Origin of the sequence: Shewanella sp. c952 (genome assembly GCF_019654975.1) — a bacterium.
Classification (GTDB): Bacteria; Pseudomonadota; Gammaproteobacteria; order Enterobacterales; family Shewanellaceae; genus Shewanella.
In genome coordinates this window covers 17,518-36,331 of record NZ_BPEW01000031.1, presented here as the reverse complement: position 1 = coordinate 36,331, position 18,814 = coordinate 17,518, and the positions used below count along the sequence as shown (strand labels likewise).

21 protein-coding genes are annotated in these 18,814 nt (G+C 43.8%); 19 read left to right on the top strand and 2 right to left on the bottom strand.

Annotated elements, in window-relative coordinates; all coding sequences use genetic code 11:
• Positions 1 to 78 precede the first annotated feature (78 nt).
• The 7 genes from K5R16_RS17415 to K5R16_RS17385 all read left to right on the top strand — a co-directional run bounded on the left by K5R16_RS17415 (position 79) and on the right by K5R16_RS17385 (position 5,411).
• Entirely contained in the window at positions 79 to 879 is an 801-nt protein-coding gene (locus K5R16_RS17415) for a sulfite exporter TauE/SafE family protein (RefSeq protein WP_220739013.1), read from the top strand.
• A gap of 87 nt (positions 880 to 966) precedes the next feature.
• Positions 967 to 1,818, top strand: a complete 852-nt coding sequence (locus K5R16_RS17410) for a thymidylate synthase (RefSeq protein WP_220739011.1) — start codon at positions 967 to 969, stop codon at positions 1,816 to 1,818.
• 324 nt (positions 1,819 to 2,142) lie between these two features.
• Positions 2,143 to 3,318: a Na+/H+ antiporter NhaA gene (nhaA, locus tag K5R16_RS17405; protein WP_220739009.1), complete on the top strand. Its 1,176-nt coding sequence runs from the start codon at positions 2,143 to 2,145 to the stop codon at positions 3,316 to 3,318.
• Positions 3,315 to 3,698: a hypothetical protein gene (locus K5R16_RS17400; protein ID WP_220739007.1), complete on the top strand. Its 384-nt coding sequence runs from the start codon at positions 3,315 to 3,317 to the stop codon at positions 3,696 to 3,698. The genes nhaA and K5R16_RS17400 overlap by 4 nt, the downstream gene beginning before the upstream one ends.
• A 58-nt stretch (positions 3,699 to 3,756) precedes the next feature.
• Complete coding sequence (gene nhaR / locus K5R16_RS17395; RefSeq protein WP_220739005.1) at positions 3,757 to 4,665, top strand: transcriptional activator NhaR; 909 nt, start codon at positions 3,757 to 3,759, stop codon at positions 4,663 to 4,665.
• Between the two features lie 82 nt (positions 4,666 to 4,747).
• The gene (locus K5R16_RS17390) at positions 4,748 to 4,999 is read left to right on the top strand and encodes a succinate dehydrogenase assembly factor 2 (RefSeq protein ID WP_374758404.1); all 252 of its coding nucleotides are present in this window, start codon (positions 4,748 to 4,750) and stop codon (positions 4,997 to 4,999) included.
• On the top strand, positions 4,980 to 5,411 hold the full coding sequence (locus K5R16_RS17385) for a protein YgfX (RefSeq protein WP_220739003.1): 432 nt from the start codon (positions 4,980 to 4,982) through the stop codon (positions 5,409 to 5,411). Before K5R16_RS17390 ends, K5R16_RS17385 begins: the two co-directional genes overlap by 20 nt.
• A gap of 6 nt (positions 5,412 to 5,417) precedes the next feature.
• On the opposite strand, the gene nadB is transcribed toward K5R16_RS17385, so the two are convergent.
• Entirely contained in the window at positions 5,418 to 7,028 is a 1,611-nt protein-coding gene (gene nadB / locus K5R16_RS17380; protein ID WP_220739001.1) for an L-aspartate oxidase, read from the bottom strand.
• Positions 7,029 to 7,458: 430 nt separating this feature from the next.
• On the opposite strand from nadB, the gene rpoE reads away from it, so the two are divergent.
• The 11 genes from rpoE (at position 7,459) to acpS (ending at position 16,948) form a co-directional block, all read left to right on the top strand.
• The gene (gene rpoE, locus K5R16_RS17375) at positions 7,459 to 8,037 is read left to right on the top strand and encodes an RNA polymerase sigma factor RpoE (RefSeq protein ID WP_012154289.1); all 579 of its coding nucleotides are present in this window, start codon (positions 7,459 to 7,461) and stop codon (positions 8,035 to 8,037) included.
• Positions 8,038 to 8,063: 26 nt separating this feature from the next.
• Positions 8,064 to 8,666 carry a sigma-E factor negative regulatory protein gene (locus K5R16_RS17370; protein WP_220738999.1) on the top strand — a complete coding sequence of 201 codons (603 nt, stop codon included), beginning with the start codon at positions 8,064 to 8,066 and terminating at the stop codon, positions 8,664 to 8,666.
• 12 nt (positions 8,667 to 8,678) lie between these two features.
• Positions 8,679 to 9,611, top strand: a complete 933-nt coding sequence (locus K5R16_RS17365; protein WP_220738997.1) for a MucB/RseB C-terminal domain-containing protein — start codon at positions 8,679 to 8,681, stop codon at positions 9,609 to 9,611.
• Positions 9,612 to 9,625: 14 nt separating this feature from the next.
• Positions 9,626 to 10,090, top strand: coding sequence for a SoxR reducing system RseC family protein (locus tag K5R16_RS17360; RefSeq protein ID WP_220738994.1), 465 nt, complete (start codon positions 9,626 to 9,628; stop codon positions 10,088 to 10,090).
• 132 nt (positions 10,091 to 10,222) lie between these two features.
• Positions 10,223 to 12,013: a translation elongation factor 4 gene (gene lepA / locus K5R16_RS17355; RefSeq protein WP_220738992.1), complete on the top strand. Its 1,791-nt coding sequence runs from the start codon at positions 10,223 to 10,225 to the stop codon at positions 12,011 to 12,013.
• 137 nt (positions 12,014 to 12,150) lie between these two features.
• Positions 12,151 to 13,068 (top strand): signal peptidase I, encoded by a 918-nt coding sequence (lepB, locus tag K5R16_RS17350; RefSeq protein ID WP_220738990.1) that lies wholly within the window; start codon positions 12,151 to 12,153, stop codon positions 13,066 to 13,068.
• A 1-nt stretch (position 13,069) separates the two neighbouring features.
• Positions 13,070 to 13,747, top strand: coding sequence for a ribonuclease III (rnc, locus tag K5R16_RS17345; protein ID WP_020913805.1), 678 nt, complete (start codon positions 13,070 to 13,072; stop codon positions 13,745 to 13,747).
• Entirely contained in the window at positions 13,744 to 14,736 is a 993-nt protein-coding gene (gene era / locus K5R16_RS17340) for a GTPase Era (RefSeq protein WP_220738988.1), read from the top strand. The genes rnc and era overlap by 4 nt, the downstream gene beginning before the upstream one ends.
• Before the next feature lie 173 nt (positions 14,737 to 14,909).
• On the top strand, positions 14,910 to 15,623 hold the full coding sequence (gene recO, locus K5R16_RS17335; RefSeq protein ID WP_220738986.1) for a DNA repair protein RecO: 714 nt from the start codon (positions 14,910 to 14,912) through the stop codon (positions 15,621 to 15,623).
• Positions 15,624 to 15,734: 111 nt separating this feature from the next.
• A complete protein-coding gene (gene pdxJ, locus K5R16_RS17330; protein WP_220738984.1) occupies positions 15,735 to 16,472 on the top strand; it encodes a pyridoxine 5'-phosphate synthase in 738 nt (245 codons plus the stop codon).
• Positions 16,473 to 16,552: 80 nt separating this feature from the next.
• Positions 16,553 to 16,948, top strand: coding sequence for a holo-ACP synthase (gene acpS / locus K5R16_RS17325; protein WP_220738982.1), 396 nt, complete (start codon positions 16,553 to 16,555; stop codon positions 16,946 to 16,948).
• 72 nt (positions 16,949 to 17,020) lie between these two features.
• On the opposite strand, the gene K5R16_RS17320 is transcribed toward acpS, so the two are convergent.
• Positions 17,021 to 17,983, bottom strand: coding sequence for a Dyp-type peroxidase (locus tag K5R16_RS17320; RefSeq protein WP_220738981.1), 963 nt, complete (start codon positions 17,981 to 17,983; stop codon positions 17,021 to 17,023).
• 272 nt (positions 17,984 to 18,255) lie between these two features.
• Between K5R16_RS17320 and K5R16_RS17315 the strand changes: the two genes are divergently transcribed.
• Entirely contained in the window at positions 18,256 to 18,795 is a 540-nt protein-coding gene (locus K5R16_RS17315; RefSeq protein WP_220738979.1) for a DUF962 domain-containing protein, read from the top strand.
• The last annotated feature ends 19 nt before the right edge of the window (positions 18,796 to 18,814 follow it).

Genomic DNA, 18,814 nt, shown 5'->3' with positions numbered 1-18,814 from the left:
TAAATCAATTAGCTATTTTCTAACTCTGTCGATTGCTTTAAGCTTTGGGCAATAACAGACAAAATTAAAGGTGTTGGCGTGGAAACTTGGCTGGTTGTTTTTAGCATATGTCTGGTGCTTGGTGCTGTTATTGGTTTTATGGCGGGATTATTAGGCATTGGCGGCGGACTCATTGCGGTGCCCGCGCTATTACATATCTTGCCTAGTGTTGGTATTCCAGCAGAGCATTTACCTCATGTAGCCATTGCAACGTCACTCGCCGCTATTATTCTTACCTCTTTATCTTCTGCACGTGCTCATAACAAGCGTGAAAACATTCCGTGGGAGCTTTTTAGATCCATGTTGCCGGGGTTTGTATTGGGAGCTATTTGCTCAGGCTTTATCTCTGAGCTGATTGAAGCCAGCTTTTTACAGCAGATTTTTGCGGTGTTTGTCATCTTAATGGCCATTCAAATGGCTTTTCCATTTCGTCCTAACAGTAATCGTTCAATGCCTAGCACCGTGAGTTTATTTTTTGCGGCTGTCATCATTGCTATTATTGCGGGCTTGATGGGGATTGGCGGTGGTGTATTGCTTATACCGTTTCTTACTTGGTGTGGATTACAGATGCGTTATGCGATTGGTTTCTCATCAGCGACAGGTTTGCTGATCGCGCTATTTGGTAGTATTGGATATACGTTGGCTGGGTGGAATGTTGCCACGTTACCTGAAGGTACCATCGGCTTTATTTATTTACCTGCATTGGTGGGGATTGCTACCACATCTATACTCATTGCGCCGTTAGGTGCCAAGGCCGCGACGAACTGGCCTACGGCTAAGTTGAAAAAAATATTTGCAGTGTTCCTCGCCTTTGTTGGTTTGAAGCTGGTATTAACATAAAGCTGCAACAACAATAGAGTCATTTTTTTATCATCCTTAAACTGATATCGATACGGTTTAAGTTTTTAATTTTTATAGGTAATAGTAATGAAACAGTATTTAGAACTTTGTCAAAGGATCATTGATGAAGGCACATGGGTTGAGAATAGTCGTACCGGTAAACGCTGCTTGACTGTGATTAATGCTGACTTGGTTTACCACGTAGATAAAAATGAGTTTCCGCTGATCACGACCCGTAAAAGCTTCTGGAAAGCTGCGATTGCTGAAATGCTTGGCTATATCCGCGGTTACGATAACGCTGCTGACTTTCGTAAAATCGGTGCCAAGACATGGGATGCCAATGCAAACGACAACCAAGCTTGGCTGAATAATACGCATCGTAAGGGCGCTGATGATATGGGGCGGGTTTATGGTGTACAGGGCCGTGGTTGGAGTAAGCCTGACGGTGGAACGGTTGACCAATTGCGTAAAATTGTCGATAACCTTTCTAAAGGGATTGATGATAGAGGCGAGATCTTAAGCTTTTATAACCCGGGTGAATTTCATATGGGGTGCCTAAGACCTTGTATGCATACTCATAATTTTTCGTTGTTGGGCGATACTTTACATCTGACTAGTTTCCAGCGATCTTGTGATGTGCCGTTAGGCCTGAACTTTAATCAAGTGCAGGTTTTTACCTTACTAGCTTTAATCGCGCAGATAACTGGTCACAAAGCAGGAACTGCTTATCATAAGATTGTAAATGCCCACATTTATGAAGATCAGCTTGAGCTGATGCAAAACGTGCAATTAAAACGCAGTCCATTTCCATCGCCGCAGTTATCTATTAACCCAGACATCAAGTCGTTAGAAGATTTGGAAACTTGGGTAACAATGGATGACTTTGAAGTGACAGGTTATGAGCATCATGAAGGGATCCGTTACCCTTTCTCAGTGTAAATAGCGCTATTACTGACTCGCTTTGGTCGAAATATTCGAGGCGAGTCTATTTTTAAAAATGCATAGTTAGTCACATATTGCAGCTTGCTTTTGCATGTAAGCAGTCAACTAGGTTATTTTTTAGTTCAAAAAGATAGCTTCACCGCCAATTCTGCGCCATTTAGCTGCACTTGATTCTTTATGTTCGTTTTTGATTGATATTTAGTCATCTCAAGTCCATACTGAATACCTCGGATATTCCGATGTTTAACACTGAAGCAAACGATTATTCAGCTTGAGAGTAATCGGCTACACTCGTTACATTGAGATTTTATGGAGCGTAATATGGAACGGGCAATTAGGAATTTTCTAAGCCAAGAATCAGCAGGTGGCATTCTATTGATGATTGCTGTTGTGCTAGCAATGATTTTAGCGAACTCACCTTTATCAGGAATGTATCAAGGTTTTCTTGAGACTGAGATGCAGGTGCGTGTCGGTAGTTTAGATATTGATAAAACATTGATCCACTGGATTAATGATGGACTAATGGCGCTGTTCTTCATGCTTATTGGTCTAGAAGTTAAACGAGAGCTTTTAGAAGGTGCATTATCAAGTAGAGCACAAGCCTCTTTGCCTACCTTTGCTGCGATTGGCGGCATGTTGTTCCCGGCCGGAGTATATCTACTATTTAACTATTCCGATCCGATAACCCAAGTGGGCTGGGCAATCCCTGCTGCTACGGATATTGCATTTGCTTTAGGTATTATGGCATTACTGGGTAGCCGTGTGCCAGTTGCGTTAAAAGTCTTCTTACTTGCGTTAGCCATTATTGATGATTTGGGCGTCGTGGTGATTATCGCGCTATTTTATAGTACTGATTTATCGACGATTAGCTTGGTGGTTGCCGCTGCGGCAATTGTCGGTTTGATAGGGCTGAATCGAAAAGGTGTTACCGCCCTCGGCCCTTATGGTGTACTCGGTCTAATCCTATGGATTGCCGTGCTTAAGTCTGGCGTGCATGCAACGTTAGCGGGTGTGATTATCGCTTTCTGTATACCGTTACGTGCTAAAGATGGTTCATCGCCATCTGAGAGCTTAGAGCATAGCTTGCATCCTTGGAGCACATTTATCATTTTGCCTATTTTTGCCTTTGCAAACGCAGGTGTTGATTTAAGCGGCATGAGCTTAAGTTCATTGTTATCGCCAGTACCGTTGGGCATTGCGTTAGGTCTTCTAGTCGGTAAGCCATTGGGTATTATGTTATTTAGCTTCATAGCTGTGAAACTTAAGCTTGCTGTATTGCCAGATGGTGTGGGTTGGAAGCAGATTATCCCTGTCTCTGTAATGTGTGGTATCGGTTTCACCATGTCGATGTTTATCTCTTCATTAGCATTTGTGGGAGAAGGTGCGATGTATGGTGACTATGCTCGACTAGGGATCTTGTTAGGCTCAATTGCATCAGCGGTGATTGGTTACTTCTGGTTGTCTAAAGTATTGCCTGAAAAAGGAGAGAAAGCATGAGAATTGCACTAATAGCGTTGGTACTGGGTTTAGGTTTTACTGCGACCGCTTCCGCTTCACAGATTGAAGCGTGTAACTTAGATATCAATGATGCACATTGTCAGAACTATCTAGAAGGTATTGTTGATGGCGCGCTTATGTATAAAGGGGCCGCAGTTGGCGAGCGTTTAGAGTCTAATGATTATGAGTCTCGAGCGTTGAAGTATCGAGGTGGCAAGCGCTTCCAAGAAGCGAATCGTACCTTCTGTCAGAACCGAATTCCTGACCGTGATGCACTGGTATCTGGCTTGGCGGAGGCGTTTAAAGTAGGCAAAATCGAAACCACTGATGACCTTACTACCGCAATGTTCAGTCTAATGGATTGTCAGCGTCTGAAGTAATTTCCTTAAGGGCTAGCACTGGTGCTAGCCCTTTTTATATCAACAACGGCACTTTTAGATGGCAAACCTTAATTATAATCACCTCTATTATTTTTGGATGATCCAAAAAAAAGGCTCAGTGGCTAAAGCGGCTGAGGCGTTATGCTTAACGCCGCAAACCGTGACCGGCCAGATTCGAGTGCTGGAAGGGAGTCTAAAGGGAAGTTTATTCAAGCGTGTTGGCCGGTCTCTTGAGCCTACAGAGCTGGGTGAATTAGTATTTCGGTACGCAGACAAGATGTTTAGCCTAAGCTATGAAATGCTTGATCTGCTTAACTACCAAAAAGATGAAAATATTCTGTTTGAGGTGGGTATTGCTGCAGCACTTTCAAAGGCACTCACTAGCCGCGTGTTATTGTCTGTAGTCCCAAGTGATGGTTCGATGCATTTGGCATGCTATGAGGCAACTCATGAAAGCTTAATGGAGCGACTTCGTGGGCATAAGTTAGATATGATTTTGTCTGACTGTGCCGGTGAAAGCCTCAAGTATCCTGAGATCTTATCTAAACAACTGGGAGAGAGTGGTATTGCTTTCTTCTCGTCAGAAACTTACTCAAAGCCATTTCCTGAGTGCTTAGAGCAAGGAAAGTTACTGATCCCCAGTCGAGGGACATCGTTAGGGCAACAGTTGGTTCGTTGGTTTGACGAGAAAAACCTCAATATCAGTATTCTTGGTGAGTTTGATGACGCAGCGATGATGAAGTCATTTGGTTTTTTTAAGCAGGGGATATTTGTAGCACCGTCTATTTATAAGCAAGATATCTTAGACCGTGGAATGATGTTGCTTGGGGAAACGACCGAGGTTAAAGAGGTTTATCATGTGATGTTTGCTGAACGCATGATCCAGCATCCTGCGGTAAAGCGCCTATTGAATACTGACTTTTCTGAACTCTTTGCCGGTAATGATGTAAAAGTTAAGCAGCTATAATCACATGTTTTGCTAGTAAAGCTCATTTGGGTATACACTAGCGCCACTGTAAAAGATTGGAGTAATAAACTTGTCGGAATCAATGCCAGAACCCATGAAAATCGCAAGAGTAAGGTGGGCTTGTCGTCGAGGCATGTTAGAGCTTGATGTGTTGTTTCAGCCTTTTGTTGAAAAACATTATGAAGCGATGTCGAACACTGACAAAGCGGTTTTTGTTAAGCTGCTTGAATGTGAAGACCCTGAATTGTTTGCTTGGTTTATGGGGCATGAAGTCTGTAAAAATCCTCAATTTGCAGAGATGATAATAAGAGTTCGTGGCCGCCCAGCAGCATAGTTTTAGTCTCTATAGCTCTTTCGGTCAACGGCTTTCGTTGGCCGTTGTGGCTGCCATCTGTTTAACTTCCTTTTTGATCTGGCCTTATTCCGAATCATTAGTCTACCTGGTTAGTAAAGCGCTCATCTTTGCACTATGTTGTGGTTTTTTCGCTTGGCAGTTTTGGCAGCTTAGATATTGGTCTCGTCAGTTCATACTCTCTGCAGATGGCAATGTGCGGTTAAATCAGCAGTGCTTTGTGATCAAGGGAAGGCCGATAGTGACACCTTTTGCGGTAGTTTTTGATATTCAGAGTGGCAGTGAGGAAAAAAGGCTGGTGGTTTGGGCGGACATGTTAAACGACACAAATTACCGTCATCTGTGTCGTTTACTGCTGCTATCTTATCGAAATAGGCTTCACTCAGACAGTTAAAACCAATTACTTAGGTTGTAATATTGTCGGCTTAGGTGATGCTTCTTTCTCAGGGTGATCAATGTTGTAATGCAGCCCGCGACTCTCTTTTCGCTCCATTGCACAGCGAATAATGAGCTCTGCGACTTGCACCAAATTACGTAGCTCTAGCAGGTTATTACTGACTCTAAAGTTACTGTAATATTCTTGGATCTCTTGCTGTAACATCACGCAGCGTCTTAAAGCACGCTCTAAACGTTTATCAGAACGAACAATGCCAACATAATCCCACATAAATAGGCGTAATTCGTGCCAGTTATGGGCGATTACTACCTCTTCATCTGAGTTTGAAACTTGGCTTTCATCCCAAGCTGGCAATGTTCCTGGCATGGGGATTTTACCGAGTTGGCTTTCAATATCTTCTGCAGCAGCTCTAGCAAATACTAAACACTCTAGCAGTGAATTACTGGCTAAACGGTTCGCGCCATGAAGTCCGGTGTATGCAACTTCGCCAATAGCGTACAAGCCATTGAGGTCGGTTTGTCCATGCAGGTCCGTCATGACTCCGCCGCAAGTATAGTGGGCAGCTGGTACGACAGGGATTGGGTCGGTGGTGATATCAATACCGAACTCTAAACAGCGTTTATGAATGGTAGGGAAATGCTTAATGATGAAATCTGCAGGTTTGTGAGTGATATCCAAATAGACACAATCAGAACCTAAACGCTTCATCTCATAATCAATTGCTCTAGCGACGATATCACGAGGTGCCAATTCTGCTCTGTCATCAAACTCTGGCATAAAACGGCTGCCATCAGGGCGACGCAAAAATGCACCTTCTCCCCTGAGTGCTTCGGTCAGCAAAAAGTTACGTGCATCAGCATGATATAGGCAGGTTGGGTGGAATTGATTAAACTCCATATTGGCAACCCGGCAGCCAGAACGCCAAGCCATGGCGATGCCGTCACCTGAAGCAACATCTGGATTGGATGTGTATTGATAAACTTTTGAGCTACCGCCTGTTGCTAACGCTACAAAGCGTGCTTTTACTGTTTCGACTTGCTCTAAATCTCGATTCCAGACATAGGCACCTTGTACACGGTTACCTGGTCTGTCTAACTTACGAGTCGTAATCAGGTCGATAGCATTGTAACGTTCAAGGACTCGGATATTTGGGTGGCGGCTGGCTCGCTCTTGCAGGGTAACTTGTACCTCTTTACCCGTTGCATCCGCAGCGTGCAGTATCCGGCGATGACTATGACCACCTTCACGTGTTAAGTGATAAGGCGCATCTTCAACGCTGCCATCCGCGGTTTCTTCTTTGTCGAAAGCAACGCCGCAATCAATCAGCCATTGCATCGATGCTCGAGCATTTTCGGCAGTAAACTTGACCACAGGCTCGTCACAAAGCCCTGCTCCAGCGACTAATGTATCGGCGACATGGGACTCAATTGTGTCCTCTTCGTCGAAAACTGAGGCTATACCACCCTGAGCGTAATAGGTTGAACCCTCGCTTAAAGGACCTTTGGAAAGTAAAATAACTTTTGATTTTTCAGCGAGATGCAGTGCAAGGGTTAGCCCCGCAGCACCACTACCAATAACCAAAATATCAGATTGGTGTTCAACTACTTGTTTCATCAGGTATCATAGAGTCATCTGGGAATTCGGACTATGTTAAACCAAGATGCTGTTTATGGATACTTATCAAGCTGGCATATTGCTTGTTGGATCTATTTTCGCTTTAAATATTGTGCAGTGCTATTGGCAAACACTGCGGTCCCTAAGCCTGCTTTTATCGTGAAATACAATGCGATGAAACAGGATGATTCAGAGGTTTTTTGTTCTGATTAATTCAACGAGCAAAAAATTGGCGCAGATGAACAGCGTTTTGGTGTGTTATATAAGTATGTTTTCAGGTGATCAGCTTTGCAAAGTTTGTCTCCCCAAAAAAGAAAATGACATATTTGCACATTTTTATAGAACTTTTTTGAAACTCGCTAGTCTACATAAGTGAATATGATTCGAGCGGCTGAGAAATCAGTATTAGATTTAGGAGTAGTCGGCTCGGATGAGTGGACAAATAAGTGATCAACAATTAGTTGAGCGCGTACAGCGTGGCGATAAGAACGCTTTTAACCTTTTAGTGCAAAAATATCAAAACAAGGTCGCGAATCTGATATCGCGTTATGTACGAAATCAGGCCGACGTTGCAGATGTGTCGCAAGAAGCTTTTATAAAAGCATATCGAGCGTTACCGAACTTTAGGGGCGAAAGTGCGTTTTACACGTGGTTGTATCGCATTGCAGTTAATACTGCAAAGAATCATCTGGTCGCACAAGGGCGTAGAGCGCCCGCTAATGATGTCGATGCTGAAGAAGCTGAATACTATGATGGCAGCGATGCGTTAAAGGAGTTTGCATCTCCGGAGCGACTCGTTTTGTCAGAAGAGATTCAAAAGGTCGTTTTCGACACTTTAGACACATTGCCAGAAGAATTGAAGATGGCAATCTCACTAAGAGAACTTGATGGTATGAGTTACGAAGAGATTGCTAATGTCATGGATTGCCCCGTCGGAACTGTAAGATCACGGATCTTCAGAGCACGTGAGGCGATTGATAAAAAGCTTAAGCCGTTGCTAGAACGCTAGCACCCTTGAACAAAGATAGGTGAACAATGGATAAATTAGGTCAGGAATGGGTATCTGCAGCTGTCGATGGTGAACTCGACGAGCAAACGTTAGCTGAGTTAGCAGCTGACGCAGATTCACATGAGCAGTGGCGTGATTATCATATGATTGGTGATGCAATGCGCGGTGAATTACCGCAGACAGTATCTATCGATCTTAGTGCCAGCATCATGGCTGCGATTGATGAAGAGCCTGCGATTATAGCTCCTAAGCAAACCACTGTTAAAGCAGCCACAAAGCCTACTTCAAGTAAAGTTGTGCCACTGTTTAAGCAATTTGGTCAGTATGCTATTGCAGCAACCGTCGCTATGGTTGCCGTGGTTGGTGTACAAAATTATAACCAAGAGACTTTGCTAGACAACTCTCCTTTACCCGTTTTGAACACTAGACCACTTATTGGTAGTGCATCACCGGTAAGCTTGCAGACTGGCGCAGTACAGCAAAATCAGAGCTATACTAACGAACAAGTCGTTGATCAGCGTCGTCGTATTAACTCCTACATTCAAGATCATATGTTACAACAAAGATTGAATAATGGTGTGGTTATAGAGGACAATAGAGAGGTAGATACAATACCTGTCAATCAGTAACAAGGAGTTAGCTTGCGTCTAATCCTACTGGCTATTCTAGCCATGAGTTTTCCTGCGATGGCGCGGGAAGACATGCCCGCCAAAGCTTGGCTTGAAAATATGAGCCAAGCACTGCGCGAACAAGAATTCAAAATATCCCTAATACAAATTCAAGCCGATCATATTCGTCCTTTGGTTTATATCCATGGCAAGGTTCAAGATCAAGAGGTGGCATTTCTAGAGCACCTTAATGGGCCGCCTAAGAATGCGGTTCGAGTTGGTAATACGGTGACCTTTATTGAGCATGACCAACCGGCTTACAGCGTTCACGCAAAACGTATTCAAGGGGTTATTCCTGCAGCCTTCGCTGATGATATCTCTAACCTAGAAGCTGGCTACAAGTTTGTTTTAGGTGGCCGAAGCAGAATAGCAGGACGCCCGGGGCAGTTGGTCCGCATCATTCCAAATGATGATAATCGATATGGTTACCAAGTTTGGCTTGATATGGATACCTTTTTGCCGCTGCGATTCGACATGATTAATAACGATAAGCAATTATTAGAGCAGCTTATGGTGGTCGAATTATTAGTTTTAGAAGAGGTACCCTCTATACTGAAAGAGGCGCATAAGCAGGAATGGCCTGCAGTAATGGCACAATCTGAACGCGCTGTTGGTGAAGATTGGAAGTTTGGCTGGTTACCTGAAGGTTTTAAGGTGCTGGTAAAAGACCAGCATCGATTAATCGGTAGTAAAGAAGCTGTAGAGTACATTGCGATTAGCGATGGCCTTGCGAGCATCTCTGTCTATGTCGCTAAAGCAGGAGACGCGCCGCTTCCAGATGAACTGGTTACCCGTAATGGTTTATCGCTTGCGACAGAACGTGTAGGAAATGCCGAGGTTGTTGCTGTAGGTAAAGTACCTGCGGAAACGTTAAGCCGCATAGCTCAAAGCATTATGTTGCAGTAATAAGGTTTAATACCATGATGGAAGAGGTTGCCAAAGTTGTTGCTAACAGCAACTCTGGCTGGGTCGTTGTAGAAGTAGAGATGAAGAGTGCTTGTAATCACTGTGACAGTAGTGATTCTTGCGGTACCTCTGCCGTTGCTAAAGCCTTTTCATCAAAGGTTCAGCGTTTTTCTATTCAAACTGAACGTGCTTTTGCAACTGGAGAACGCCTGAAGCTCGGTCTTCCTGAAAGCGTTATTTTAAAAGCCGCTATGTTGGTTTATATCCTGCCTCTAGCTGGTTTTTTCATCGGTGCTTATAGTGGTAATTTATTAGCTGTAGGCCTAGATGTGAATCAAGACTTGTTGTCGATTGCCTTTGCGTTAGTTGGTGGTGTCGCTTCTTGGGCGTTAGGAAAGAAATTTGCTAAAGCGTTAGAAGAAAATGCACAACCAATCATTATAAAATCTCTTGGTAAGCCCATAGATATAGCGCAGTAACCGTAGATACTTGGCCTCTGGCATAACTTTCCAATTCAAAAGCATGATAAAAATTGGTATTAAAGCCGCAATCGGGTACAATTCTGCACCTTAAAAATTCTTTTCAACTTCGAGTTAAGTCATCCCAGCATAATGAAGCATATTAGAAACTTTTCAATTATTGCCCATATTGACCACGGCAAATCAACACTCTCAGATCGCCTTATTCATGAATGCGGTGGCTTAACCGATCGCGAAATGGCCGCGCAGGTTCTCGACTCAATGGACATTGAGCGTGAGCGTGGTATTACGATTAAAGCGCAAAGTGTTACTTTGGACTATAAAGCTAATGATGGTGAGACTTACCAACTTAACTTTATTGATACGCCTGGTCACGTCGATTTTTCCTATGAAGTATCACGTTCTTTAGCGGCTTGTGAAGGTGCGCTATTGGTGGTTGACGCGGGCCAAGGTGTCGAAGCGCAAACCCTAGCAAACTGTTATACCGCTCTTGAGATGGACATGGATGTTGTTCCTGTTCTGAACAAAATCGATCTGCCGCAGGCTGATCCTGATCGTGTTGCTGAAGAGATTGAAGATATTGTAGGCATTGAAGCGGCAGATGCTGTACGTTGCTCGGCCAAAACTGGTGTCGGCATTAAAGATGTGCTTGAAGTTATTGTTGAGCAAATTCCATCACCTGAAGGTGATGAAGAAGGGCCGCTGCAGGCGCTAATTATTGACTCTTGGTTTGATAGCTACTTAGGCGTTGTATCTTTAGTGCGTATCAAAAATGGCGTACTAAAGAAGGGCGACAAATTTAAAGTTATGTCTACAGGTCAGGCTCATACTGCTGACCGTGTGGGGATCTTTACCCCGAAACAAACTGATACTCCAGAGTTAAAAACTGGCGAAGTGGGTTTTGTTATCGCGGGTATTAAAGAGATCCACGGCGCACCAGTAGGTGATACGCTGACTCATGCAAAGCATGGCGCACTTGAGCCATTACCAGGTTTTAAGAAAGTGAAACCACAGGTCTACGCGGGTTTATTCCCTATTTCGACTGATGATTACGAAAGCTTCCGTGATGCGCTTAACAAGCTGAGCTTGAATGATGCTTCATTGTTTTTCGAGCCAGAAACATCATCTGCACTTGGTTTTGGTTTCCGTATTGGCTTCTTGGGTCTGCTCCATATGGAGATCATTCAAGAGCGTCTAGAGCGTGAATATAACCTAGAGCTTATTACTACAGCACCTACCGTTGTGTATGAAATCGTCCAGACCAGTGGCGAGACTATTTATGTCGATAACCCATCGGATCTACCTGCGGTTAATAACATCGAAGAGATGCGTGAGCCGATTGTAGAGACTAATATTCTGGTACCAAAAGAATACTTAGGTAACGTTATTACCCTGTGTGTTGAAAAACGTGGTGTACAAACTAACCTGGTTTACCATGGTAACCAAGTCGCATTGACTTACGAATTGCCAATGGCTGAAGTGGTCATGGACTTCTTTGATCGTCTAAAATCAACCAGTCGTGGTTATGCATCGTTAGAGTATAACTTTATCCGCTTTGAACCTGCTGACATGGTACGCCTTGATATTCTTATTAACGGTGACAGAGTCGATGCGTTGGCGATGATCATACATAAAGGATTGATCCGTACTAAAGGTCTAGCACTTGTGAATAAGATGAAAGAGCTTATTCCACGTCAGATGTTTGATATTGCAGTTCAAGCCGCAGTCGGTAGCCAGGTTATTGCGCGCTCATCGATTAAGGCGATGCGTAAAGACGTAACTGCTAAGTGTTACGGCGGTGATGTATCTCGAAAGAAGAAGTTACTGCAGAAGCAAAAAGACGGCAAGAAACGCATGAAGCAAGTGGGTAACGTTGAAGTTCCACAAGAAGCGTTCTTAGCAGTGTTGAAGCTTAACGATTAAGTTAATTCGTTAAGATTTGTTAATATATCGCTAGACTTTGCGCCGCAGTTTGCGGCGCTTTCATTACTGGCGTATAACCATAGGGACATCGGCATTTTAGCCGTTACCCAATTATGTTTGGCAGGAGTTAATTAATAATGGCAGCCTATTTTTCGCTAATTTTAGTTTTGGTTACCTTAGGCAGTGGCCTTGTTTGGATGGCAGATGCGCTGGTATTCGCCCCTAAGCGTCGTGAGAAGTTGGCAATGGCTCAAGCGGCTGAAGCTGGGTTAAGTGAAGAGAATGTTGAAGTGATACTGCGCGAGTCTGCGTTTGTCGAAACTTCAAAGTCTATCTTTCCTGTTATCGCATTTGTGCTTATTTTGCGCTCTTTTATTTATGAGCCTTTTCAAATCCCATCAGGTTCTATGATGCCAACATTGCTCGTTGGTGATTTTATCCTGGTAGAAAAGTTTAGCTACGGGATTAAAGATCCTGTTTGGCGCACGACATTAAAAGAAACCGGTAAACCTGAGCGTGGCGATGTGGCAGTCTTTAAATACCCAGAAAACCCGCAGATTGACTATATCAAGCGTATTGTAGGTTTGCCGGGCGACCGTATTGTATACCGCAATAAGCAGCTTTATATCCAAGCTGCTTGTGCTGAAGGACAGAGTCCTTGCCCAGAGCTAAAAACGGTTGAAAGAGTATCTGTTAACCGTGGCGAGTTTTCGCAAGACGGTACGCCGTTGCTACGTTTTAAAGAGCAAATTGGTGATGTGACTCATGACATCTTAATCAATCCATCACGACCAGATATGATCAACTACTATCACCGCCAAGAGAACGTGCCGTTGACCGAGTTTATCGTGCCAGAAGGTCAATACTTTGCAATGGGTGATAATCGCGATAACAGTACCGATAGCCGCTTTTGGGGCTTTGTGCCTGAGCATAACCTCGTCGGTAAAGCGGTTGCGATTTGGATAAGCTTTGAGTTTGACAGAAAACCGGCTGACTTTTTGCCAGCTTGGATCCCAACAGGGGTGCGTTTTAACCGTGTAGGCGGAATTGTGTAATATGGAACCGATTAAAAATATCCCTAGGCTATGTCGTACATTAGGCTACGAGTTTGCTGAGCAAGCATTATTAGATCAGGCGCTAACACATAGAAGTGCCTCTAATAAGCATAATGAGCGACTCGAGTTTTTGGGTGACTCAATCTTGTCTATTGTAATTTCTGACGCGCTATACCATCAGTTTCCGAAGGCGACTGAAGGTGATTTGAGCCGAATGCGTGCCACATTGGTTTGTGGGAAAATGTTGGCTGAGATAGCCATTGAGTTCAAGCTGGGAGATTATCTAAAGCTTGGGCCTGGTGAATTAAAAAGCGGTGGTTTTAGACGAGAGTCTATATTGGCGGATGCGGTAGAAGCCATCATTGGCGCTATCTACCTTGATTCAGATATCGAGAAATGCCGCAAATTGGTACTCAACTGGTATGCATCGCGCTTGCGAGTGATTGAGCCTATTAACCAGAAAGATCCAAAGACGTTACTTCAAGAGCATTTGCAAAAGTTTAGAAAACCGCTGCCAATCTATAAAGTCGTCCATACTGAAGGGGATGCCCATGAGCAAACCTTCACCGTTGAATGTGTTGTAGAAGACTTGAGACAAGCCGTTGTCGGGGTTGCTAGTTCACGCAGAAAAGCAGAGCAAAGTGCAGCCGCTCAAGTGTTGGAGTTAATTAAGAAATGAGTAACGAAAAAGATTTACCTGAGAGCAATGAACCGAGTCTAGACGACTTACTCGCGCAGATGAATAACCCTTCATCAGCCGTTAAGTACGCGGTAACTTATTGCGGTATGGTGGCGATTGTTGGCCGACCAAACGTCGGTAAATCAACCCTGCTTAACAAATTGTTAGGCCAGAAAATCAGTATTACCTCTAAAAAACCACAGACGACTCGTCACCGTATTATGGGCATACATACTGACGGTCCACGTCAGGTGGTGTTTATCGATACGCCAGGCCTTCACATGGAAGAGAAGCGTGCGATTAACCGATTGATGAACCGTGCCGCTGCTAGTTCATTGGCAGAAGTCAGCTTGGTGATATTTGTGGTTGACGGCATGAACTGGACTGCTGATGACGAAATGGTACTGCGCAAGTTGCAGAGCCGTGATGATGGTCGTAAAACGGTTCTAGCTATCAACAAAGTCGATAACATCAAGGATAAAGAAGCGCTATTTCCCTATCTTGAAGAGTTATCGAAAAAGTTTGAATTTGATGAGATCTTGCCTATCTCTGCAACTCAGGGCACCAATGTTCAACGGATTTTAGATATGTCCGTTGAATCGGTACCTGAGTCACCACATTTCTTCCCTGAAGATTATGTCACTGACCGTTCGCAGAAGTTTATGGCATCAGAAATCGTGCGTGAAAAATTAATGCGCTTTTTGGGCGATGAGCTTCCATACGATTGTACTGTTGAAATTGAGCAGTTCAAGATGATGGAAAATGGCGTCTATCAGATCAATGCGTTAGTACTCGTTGAGCGTGAAACGCAAAAACGCATGGTGATTGGTAATAAGGGAGAGCGCATCAAAAAGATAAGCTCTGCCGCTCGTGTTGATATGGAAGTCTTATTTGATAACAAGATTTTCTTAGAGATGTGGGTAAAGGTTAAATCGGGCTGGGCCGATGATGAGCGTGCACTGCGTAGTTTAGGTTACGGCGAAGAGTAACGATTACGCTCATATCGCTTAATAATGCCTCTTTTTAGCAATAGAAAGGGGCATTTTTGTAAGCGGTTTAAGCTGCTGTATTGGCTATTTGAGCTGCATTGGTATTAGCACTCAATTGGTTTTATGATAGTTACTGTTATTTTTATCAATTTACTAAGCGGAATTAAATAATCATGGAGCGTGGCTACGTTCTTCATACCCGACCCTTTCGTGAATCAAGTGTGCTGGTCAATCTGTTGGTTGATGGCAAAGGGCGCGTTGATGCAGTTGCTCGTCTCGGCAGCAGTAAGAACTCTATTCGCAGTATTGTACAGCCATTTCAGCCGCTCATTTTTCAGCTGCAAGGCAAATCAGATCTTAAGAACTTAAAGCAAGTTGAGGCTGCAAGCCCTGCAGTGCCGCTAACCGGTAATTGCTTGTATTCAGGTCTGTACCTTAACGAACTGCTTATTCGCTGCTTAACTGTACAGCACAGCGCTGAGGAGTTGTTTTTTAACTATCATCAGACGTTGATTGCAATGGCAAAGGAATTTAATCAAAGTCAGTTACGCTATTTTGAGCTGGCGTTGCTACAAGAGTTAGGGACCATGCCGTCGCTAGAGTTTGATCCGTCTGGTGCTGAAATGACGGCCAGCGGCTTTTATCGACTGGAGCTTGAGCATGGTTTTATGCCGGTTATTGCAACGCAATACAATCAGCACAAATTCTTCACCGGCGAGATGCTATTCGCACTTAAAAAACAGGCGCTGGCGGCTGAGCATCTTGTCGAGGCGAAGAAGCTAATGCGGCAACTCTTAGCACCAACATTGGGTGATAAGCCGCTGCACTCGCGTAGTTTGTTTATTAAGAAGAACGCCAGTTCTGCTAAAGTGACGCCAAGAAGCTAACTGAGTTTCACTCAAATAATTCAACGGTATATAGCTGCTCACTCGCTGGCTATACGCTAAATCTCACAGTACAATAGCGGTTTTATAATTTCGTTTAATCAAGGAATACACATGAGCCGGATCCTACTGGGCGTTAACATTGACCACATTGCGACTCTACGCCAAGCTCGCGGAACTAATTATCCCGATCCTGTTCATGCTGCTGCTGTTGCCGAACATGCTGGCGCTGAGGGTATTACCATTCATCTGCGTGAAGATCGTCGCCATATTATCGATAGAGACGTGTATACCTTAGCTAAAACGCTTAAGACACGGATGAACTTTGAGATGGCCGTCACCGAAGAGATGCTTGATATTGCTTGCGAGATTAAGCCTGCTTATGTGTGTTTAGTGCCAGAGAAGCGTGAAGAGCTTACTACTGAAGGTGGTCTTGATGTTGCTGGTCAGCAAGATAAGATTGCAGCCGCTGTAACACGCTTAACCAACGAGGGTATTAAGGTCTCTTTGTTTATCGACGCTGATAAAACACAAATTGATGCTGCCGTAACCGTTGGAGCGCCAGTGATAGAGATCCATACTGGTTGCTATGCAGATGCCGAAACTGATGCTGAAGCTACAGCTGAACTTAACCGTATTAGCACCATGGCGACATATGCTCATGGGAAAGGCCTCGTTGTGAATGCTGGCCACGGTCTGCATTACCATAACGTCAAGCCAATCGCTGCTATTCCTGAGCTGTATGAGCTCAATATTGGCCACGCGATTATCGCCCGCGCCGCGATTGACGGTTTAGCGACAGCGGTACGTGATATGAAACAGTTGATGGTCGAAGGTCGCCGAGGCGAGTAAGCCGCTTGTCAATGTGATTTAAACAGCCGAGCATGGCACTAAGTTATGCTCGGCTTTTGTTTAGTTAAAAAAGGTAATTTATGATTGTTGGTTTGGGTACGGATATTGTCGAGATTGCGCGCATAGAAACTCGAGTTCCTGTGGCTGGCGAGAAGGAGCTACAAACTAATCGTTTGGCTAAAAGAGTGTTAACGCCGTCAGAGCTTGATATTTTTATCAAATCTTCCAATCCTGGTCGTTACTTGGCTAAGCGCTTTGCGGCCAAAGAAGCTGCAGCAAAAGCGCTGGGTACTGGTATTGGCCGCGGTGTGTCATTTCAACATATCGAGATCAGCAATGATGATAATGGAGCACCAAAGATTACTTTTACCGATGGCGCTGCACAAAGGTTAGTGTTGCTCGGCGGTAAGAGCGGTCATGTTTCGATTGCAGATGAAAAACACTACGCTACCGCTACGGTTATTCTTGAAAGCTAGCACTATGAGTTTACATCGGGGCAAAGTAATTAATTTGCGCGTTATGTAAGTGGATTGCAGTGAGCAATTGTTTTAACCATCATCAAACTGTTCAAGAAAGGTCTTAGACGGCATAAAGTATAGGCAACCCGTTTTAGCATCTACGAAGTCTAATAGACGATCATAATTGCCGTATTCATCGGCATGGATCATTTGACTGAGGGACGTTTCAATAATGGTCGGCGTAGCTGCAAAGCCTATAAACATGGTGCCATGTTCCATGGCGTTCCCATAAGGACGATTCTGCCTGAGCATTTTGACTTCCAAACCCTCGACTTCAACTTTACTTTTAGCGTTGTGTGCCCATACAGGCTTTTCTTCGTCGGTTAGTTCGACATTATCCATTTTGGTACGACCAATTACTTGCTCTTGGTATTCTGTGGTCTGTTTGTCCCAGTCTAGCTGCTTGTCAACATAACGTTGAACGTGCAAATAGCTACCGCCTTGATGAAGATCGTTATCTTCTGCTACCAGCACAGCCATGGCGCGTTCTGCACCATTAGGGTTTTCAGTACCATCGACAAAATCAATCATGTCTCGATTATCTAGATACTTGTAGCCTTGGATATCCTCGACGAGTGAGGCTAATTCACTAAAGCTCTTCATTATGTACTTAGCGGCCTGAAAGTTTAGATCGATACGTTCTGACTTAATCATGATAAATACATCACCGGCAGTGGCAGGGAATAGCCGATCACCATCACTCATCTCTTTGAAGGGGTGAAGTTCTGCAGGGGTTGGATAGGAAGGAAATAGTTGTGACCATGCATTGGCTGAGAAACCTATCGAAATATTGAGCCCTGCGGTTAAGTCCTTTTGGTTAATTGATTTTTCAATACCACTTACTGCAGCGATGAAATCGCTAATGGCTTGTTGGTTTATTTGTTGGGTAGTGATGCTGGTTGAGTCTTGTTTGAGGCAAAAAGTGAGATACTCTACGTGTGTCGACGGGTTAGATAAAACGCCTGACTGAGCGCGTTGGCATAGCTGGGTCATATCAAGTATTCCTATAGGACGGTGACAAATAGTAAGGTTGCTTTACTCAGTGTAGAACAATCATTTTGAATGTTAAAACTTCATTTACGACTTAATCAACTCTGATGTTCGAAATCATGTTTTGTGAGTTTTCATTGCGAGCTTCAAGTCAAATGGCGAGTAAGGGGACTGCATTGAATATTTACTCTATTAATCGGTGATAAAATCCATTAGGTTAAGGATAAGTTAAATAACAACTATAATTAGACTGATATAAACATGGAGATATTCCGATGAAATCCGCCGTAGAGCAGCTGTCGACCTATAAAAGTGTGCACTTAAACCCGAGCAATATAAAAACTCATTTCTTTGGCGTGCCGCTGATCATCTGGTCGGCATTTGTAGGCTTCAATCTTATCCCAATCAACTTTGCTGTATTTGATGACCCTGTCATTAGTTTTAACGTGGCGACTGTTTTTGCAGTAGTGGTATTGGGGTATTACTTTATGTTGCATGCAAAATTAGCGTTCGGTCTAACCTTGTTCATTATTCCAGTGCTTTATACCTCTAGCATTGTTGCTCAATATGCTGGTGCCGGCTACCTTGCGATAGCTACTTTTGTTATTGGCTGGGTCATTCAGTTTATCGGTCATAAATATGAAAAGGCAAAACCAGCTTTTGTGGATGACTTGAATCAGTTATTGATCGGCCCGTTCTTTTTGATGGCAGAAGTGTATTTTAAGCTTGGTTTTGAAAAAGAGCTGTTAGCTGAGATTACGCCAATCGCACGCGATAAGCGCCGAGCGCTAGAAGCTGCGAAGAAAGCCAAATAAATGATAATAAAAAACGCTA

What these genes read in the sequence shown, in the direction of transcription:
- K5R16_RS17410 (WP_220739011.1), top strand. Translation starts at nt 967, where the DNA reads ATGAAACAGTATTTAGAACTTTGTCAAAGGATCATTGATGAAGGCACA.
- nhaA (WP_220739009.1), top strand. Translation starts at nt 2,143, where the DNA reads ATGGAACGGGCAATTAGGAATTTTCTAAGCCAAGAATCAGCAGGTGGC.
- K5R16_RS17400 (WP_220739007.1), top strand. Translation starts at nt 3,315, where the DNA reads ATGAGAATTGCACTAATAGCGTTGGTACTGGGTTTAGGTTTTACTGCG.
- nhaR (WP_220739005.1), top strand. Translation starts at nt 3,757, where the DNA reads ATGGCAAACCTTAATTATAATCACCTCTATTATTTTTGGATGATCCAA.
- K5R16_RS17390 (WP_374758404.1), top strand. Translation starts at nt 4,748, where the DNA reads ATGCCAGAACCCATGAAAATCGCAAGAGTAAGGTGGGCTTGTCGTCGA.
- nadB (WP_220739001.1), bottom strand. Translation starts at nt 7,028, where the DNA reads ATGAAACAAGTAGTTGAACACCAATCTGATATTTTGGTTATTGGTAGT.
- rpoE (WP_012154289.1), top strand. Translation starts at nt 7,459, where the DNA reads ATGAGTGGACAAATAAGTGATCAACAATTAGTTGAGCGCGTACAGCGT.
- K5R16_RS17370 (WP_220738999.1), top strand. Translation starts at nt 8,064, where the DNA reads ATGGATAAATTAGGTCAGGAATGGGTATCTGCAGCTGTCGATGGTGAA.
- K5R16_RS17360 (WP_220738994.1), top strand. Translation starts at nt 9,626, where the DNA reads ATGATGGAAGAGGTTGCCAAAGTTGTTGCTAACAGCAACTCTGGCTGG.
- lepA (WP_220738992.1), top strand. Translation starts at nt 10,223, where the DNA reads ATGAAGCATATTAGAAACTTTTCAATTATTGCCCATATTGACCACGGC.
- lepB (WP_220738990.1), top strand. Translation starts at nt 12,151, where the DNA reads ATGGCAGCCTATTTTTCGCTAATTTTAGTTTTGGTTACCTTAGGCAGT.
- rnc (WP_020913805.1), top strand. Translation starts at nt 13,070, where the DNA reads ATGGAACCGATTAAAAATATCCCTAGGCTATGTCGTACATTAGGCTAC.
- era (WP_220738988.1), top strand. Translation starts at nt 13,744, where the DNA reads ATGAGTAACGAAAAAGATTTACCTGAGAGCAATGAACCGAGTCTAGAC.
- recO (WP_220738986.1), top strand. Translation starts at nt 14,910, where the DNA reads ATGGAGCGTGGCTACGTTCTTCATACCCGACCCTTTCGTGAATCAAGT.
- pdxJ (WP_220738984.1), top strand. Translation starts at nt 15,735, where the DNA reads ATGAGCCGGATCCTACTGGGCGTTAACATTGACCACATTGCGACTCTA.
- acpS (WP_220738982.1), top strand. Translation starts at nt 16,553, where the DNA reads ATGATTGTTGGTTTGGGTACGGATATTGTCGAGATTGCGCGCATAGAA.
- K5R16_RS17320 (WP_220738981.1), bottom strand. Translation starts at nt 17,983, where the DNA reads ATGACCCAGCTATGCCAACGCGCTCAGTCAGGCGTTTTATCTAACCCG.
- K5R16_RS17315 (WP_220738979.1), top strand. Translation starts at nt 18,256, where the DNA reads ATGAAATCCGCCGTAGAGCAGCTGTCGACCTATAAAAGTGTGCACTTA.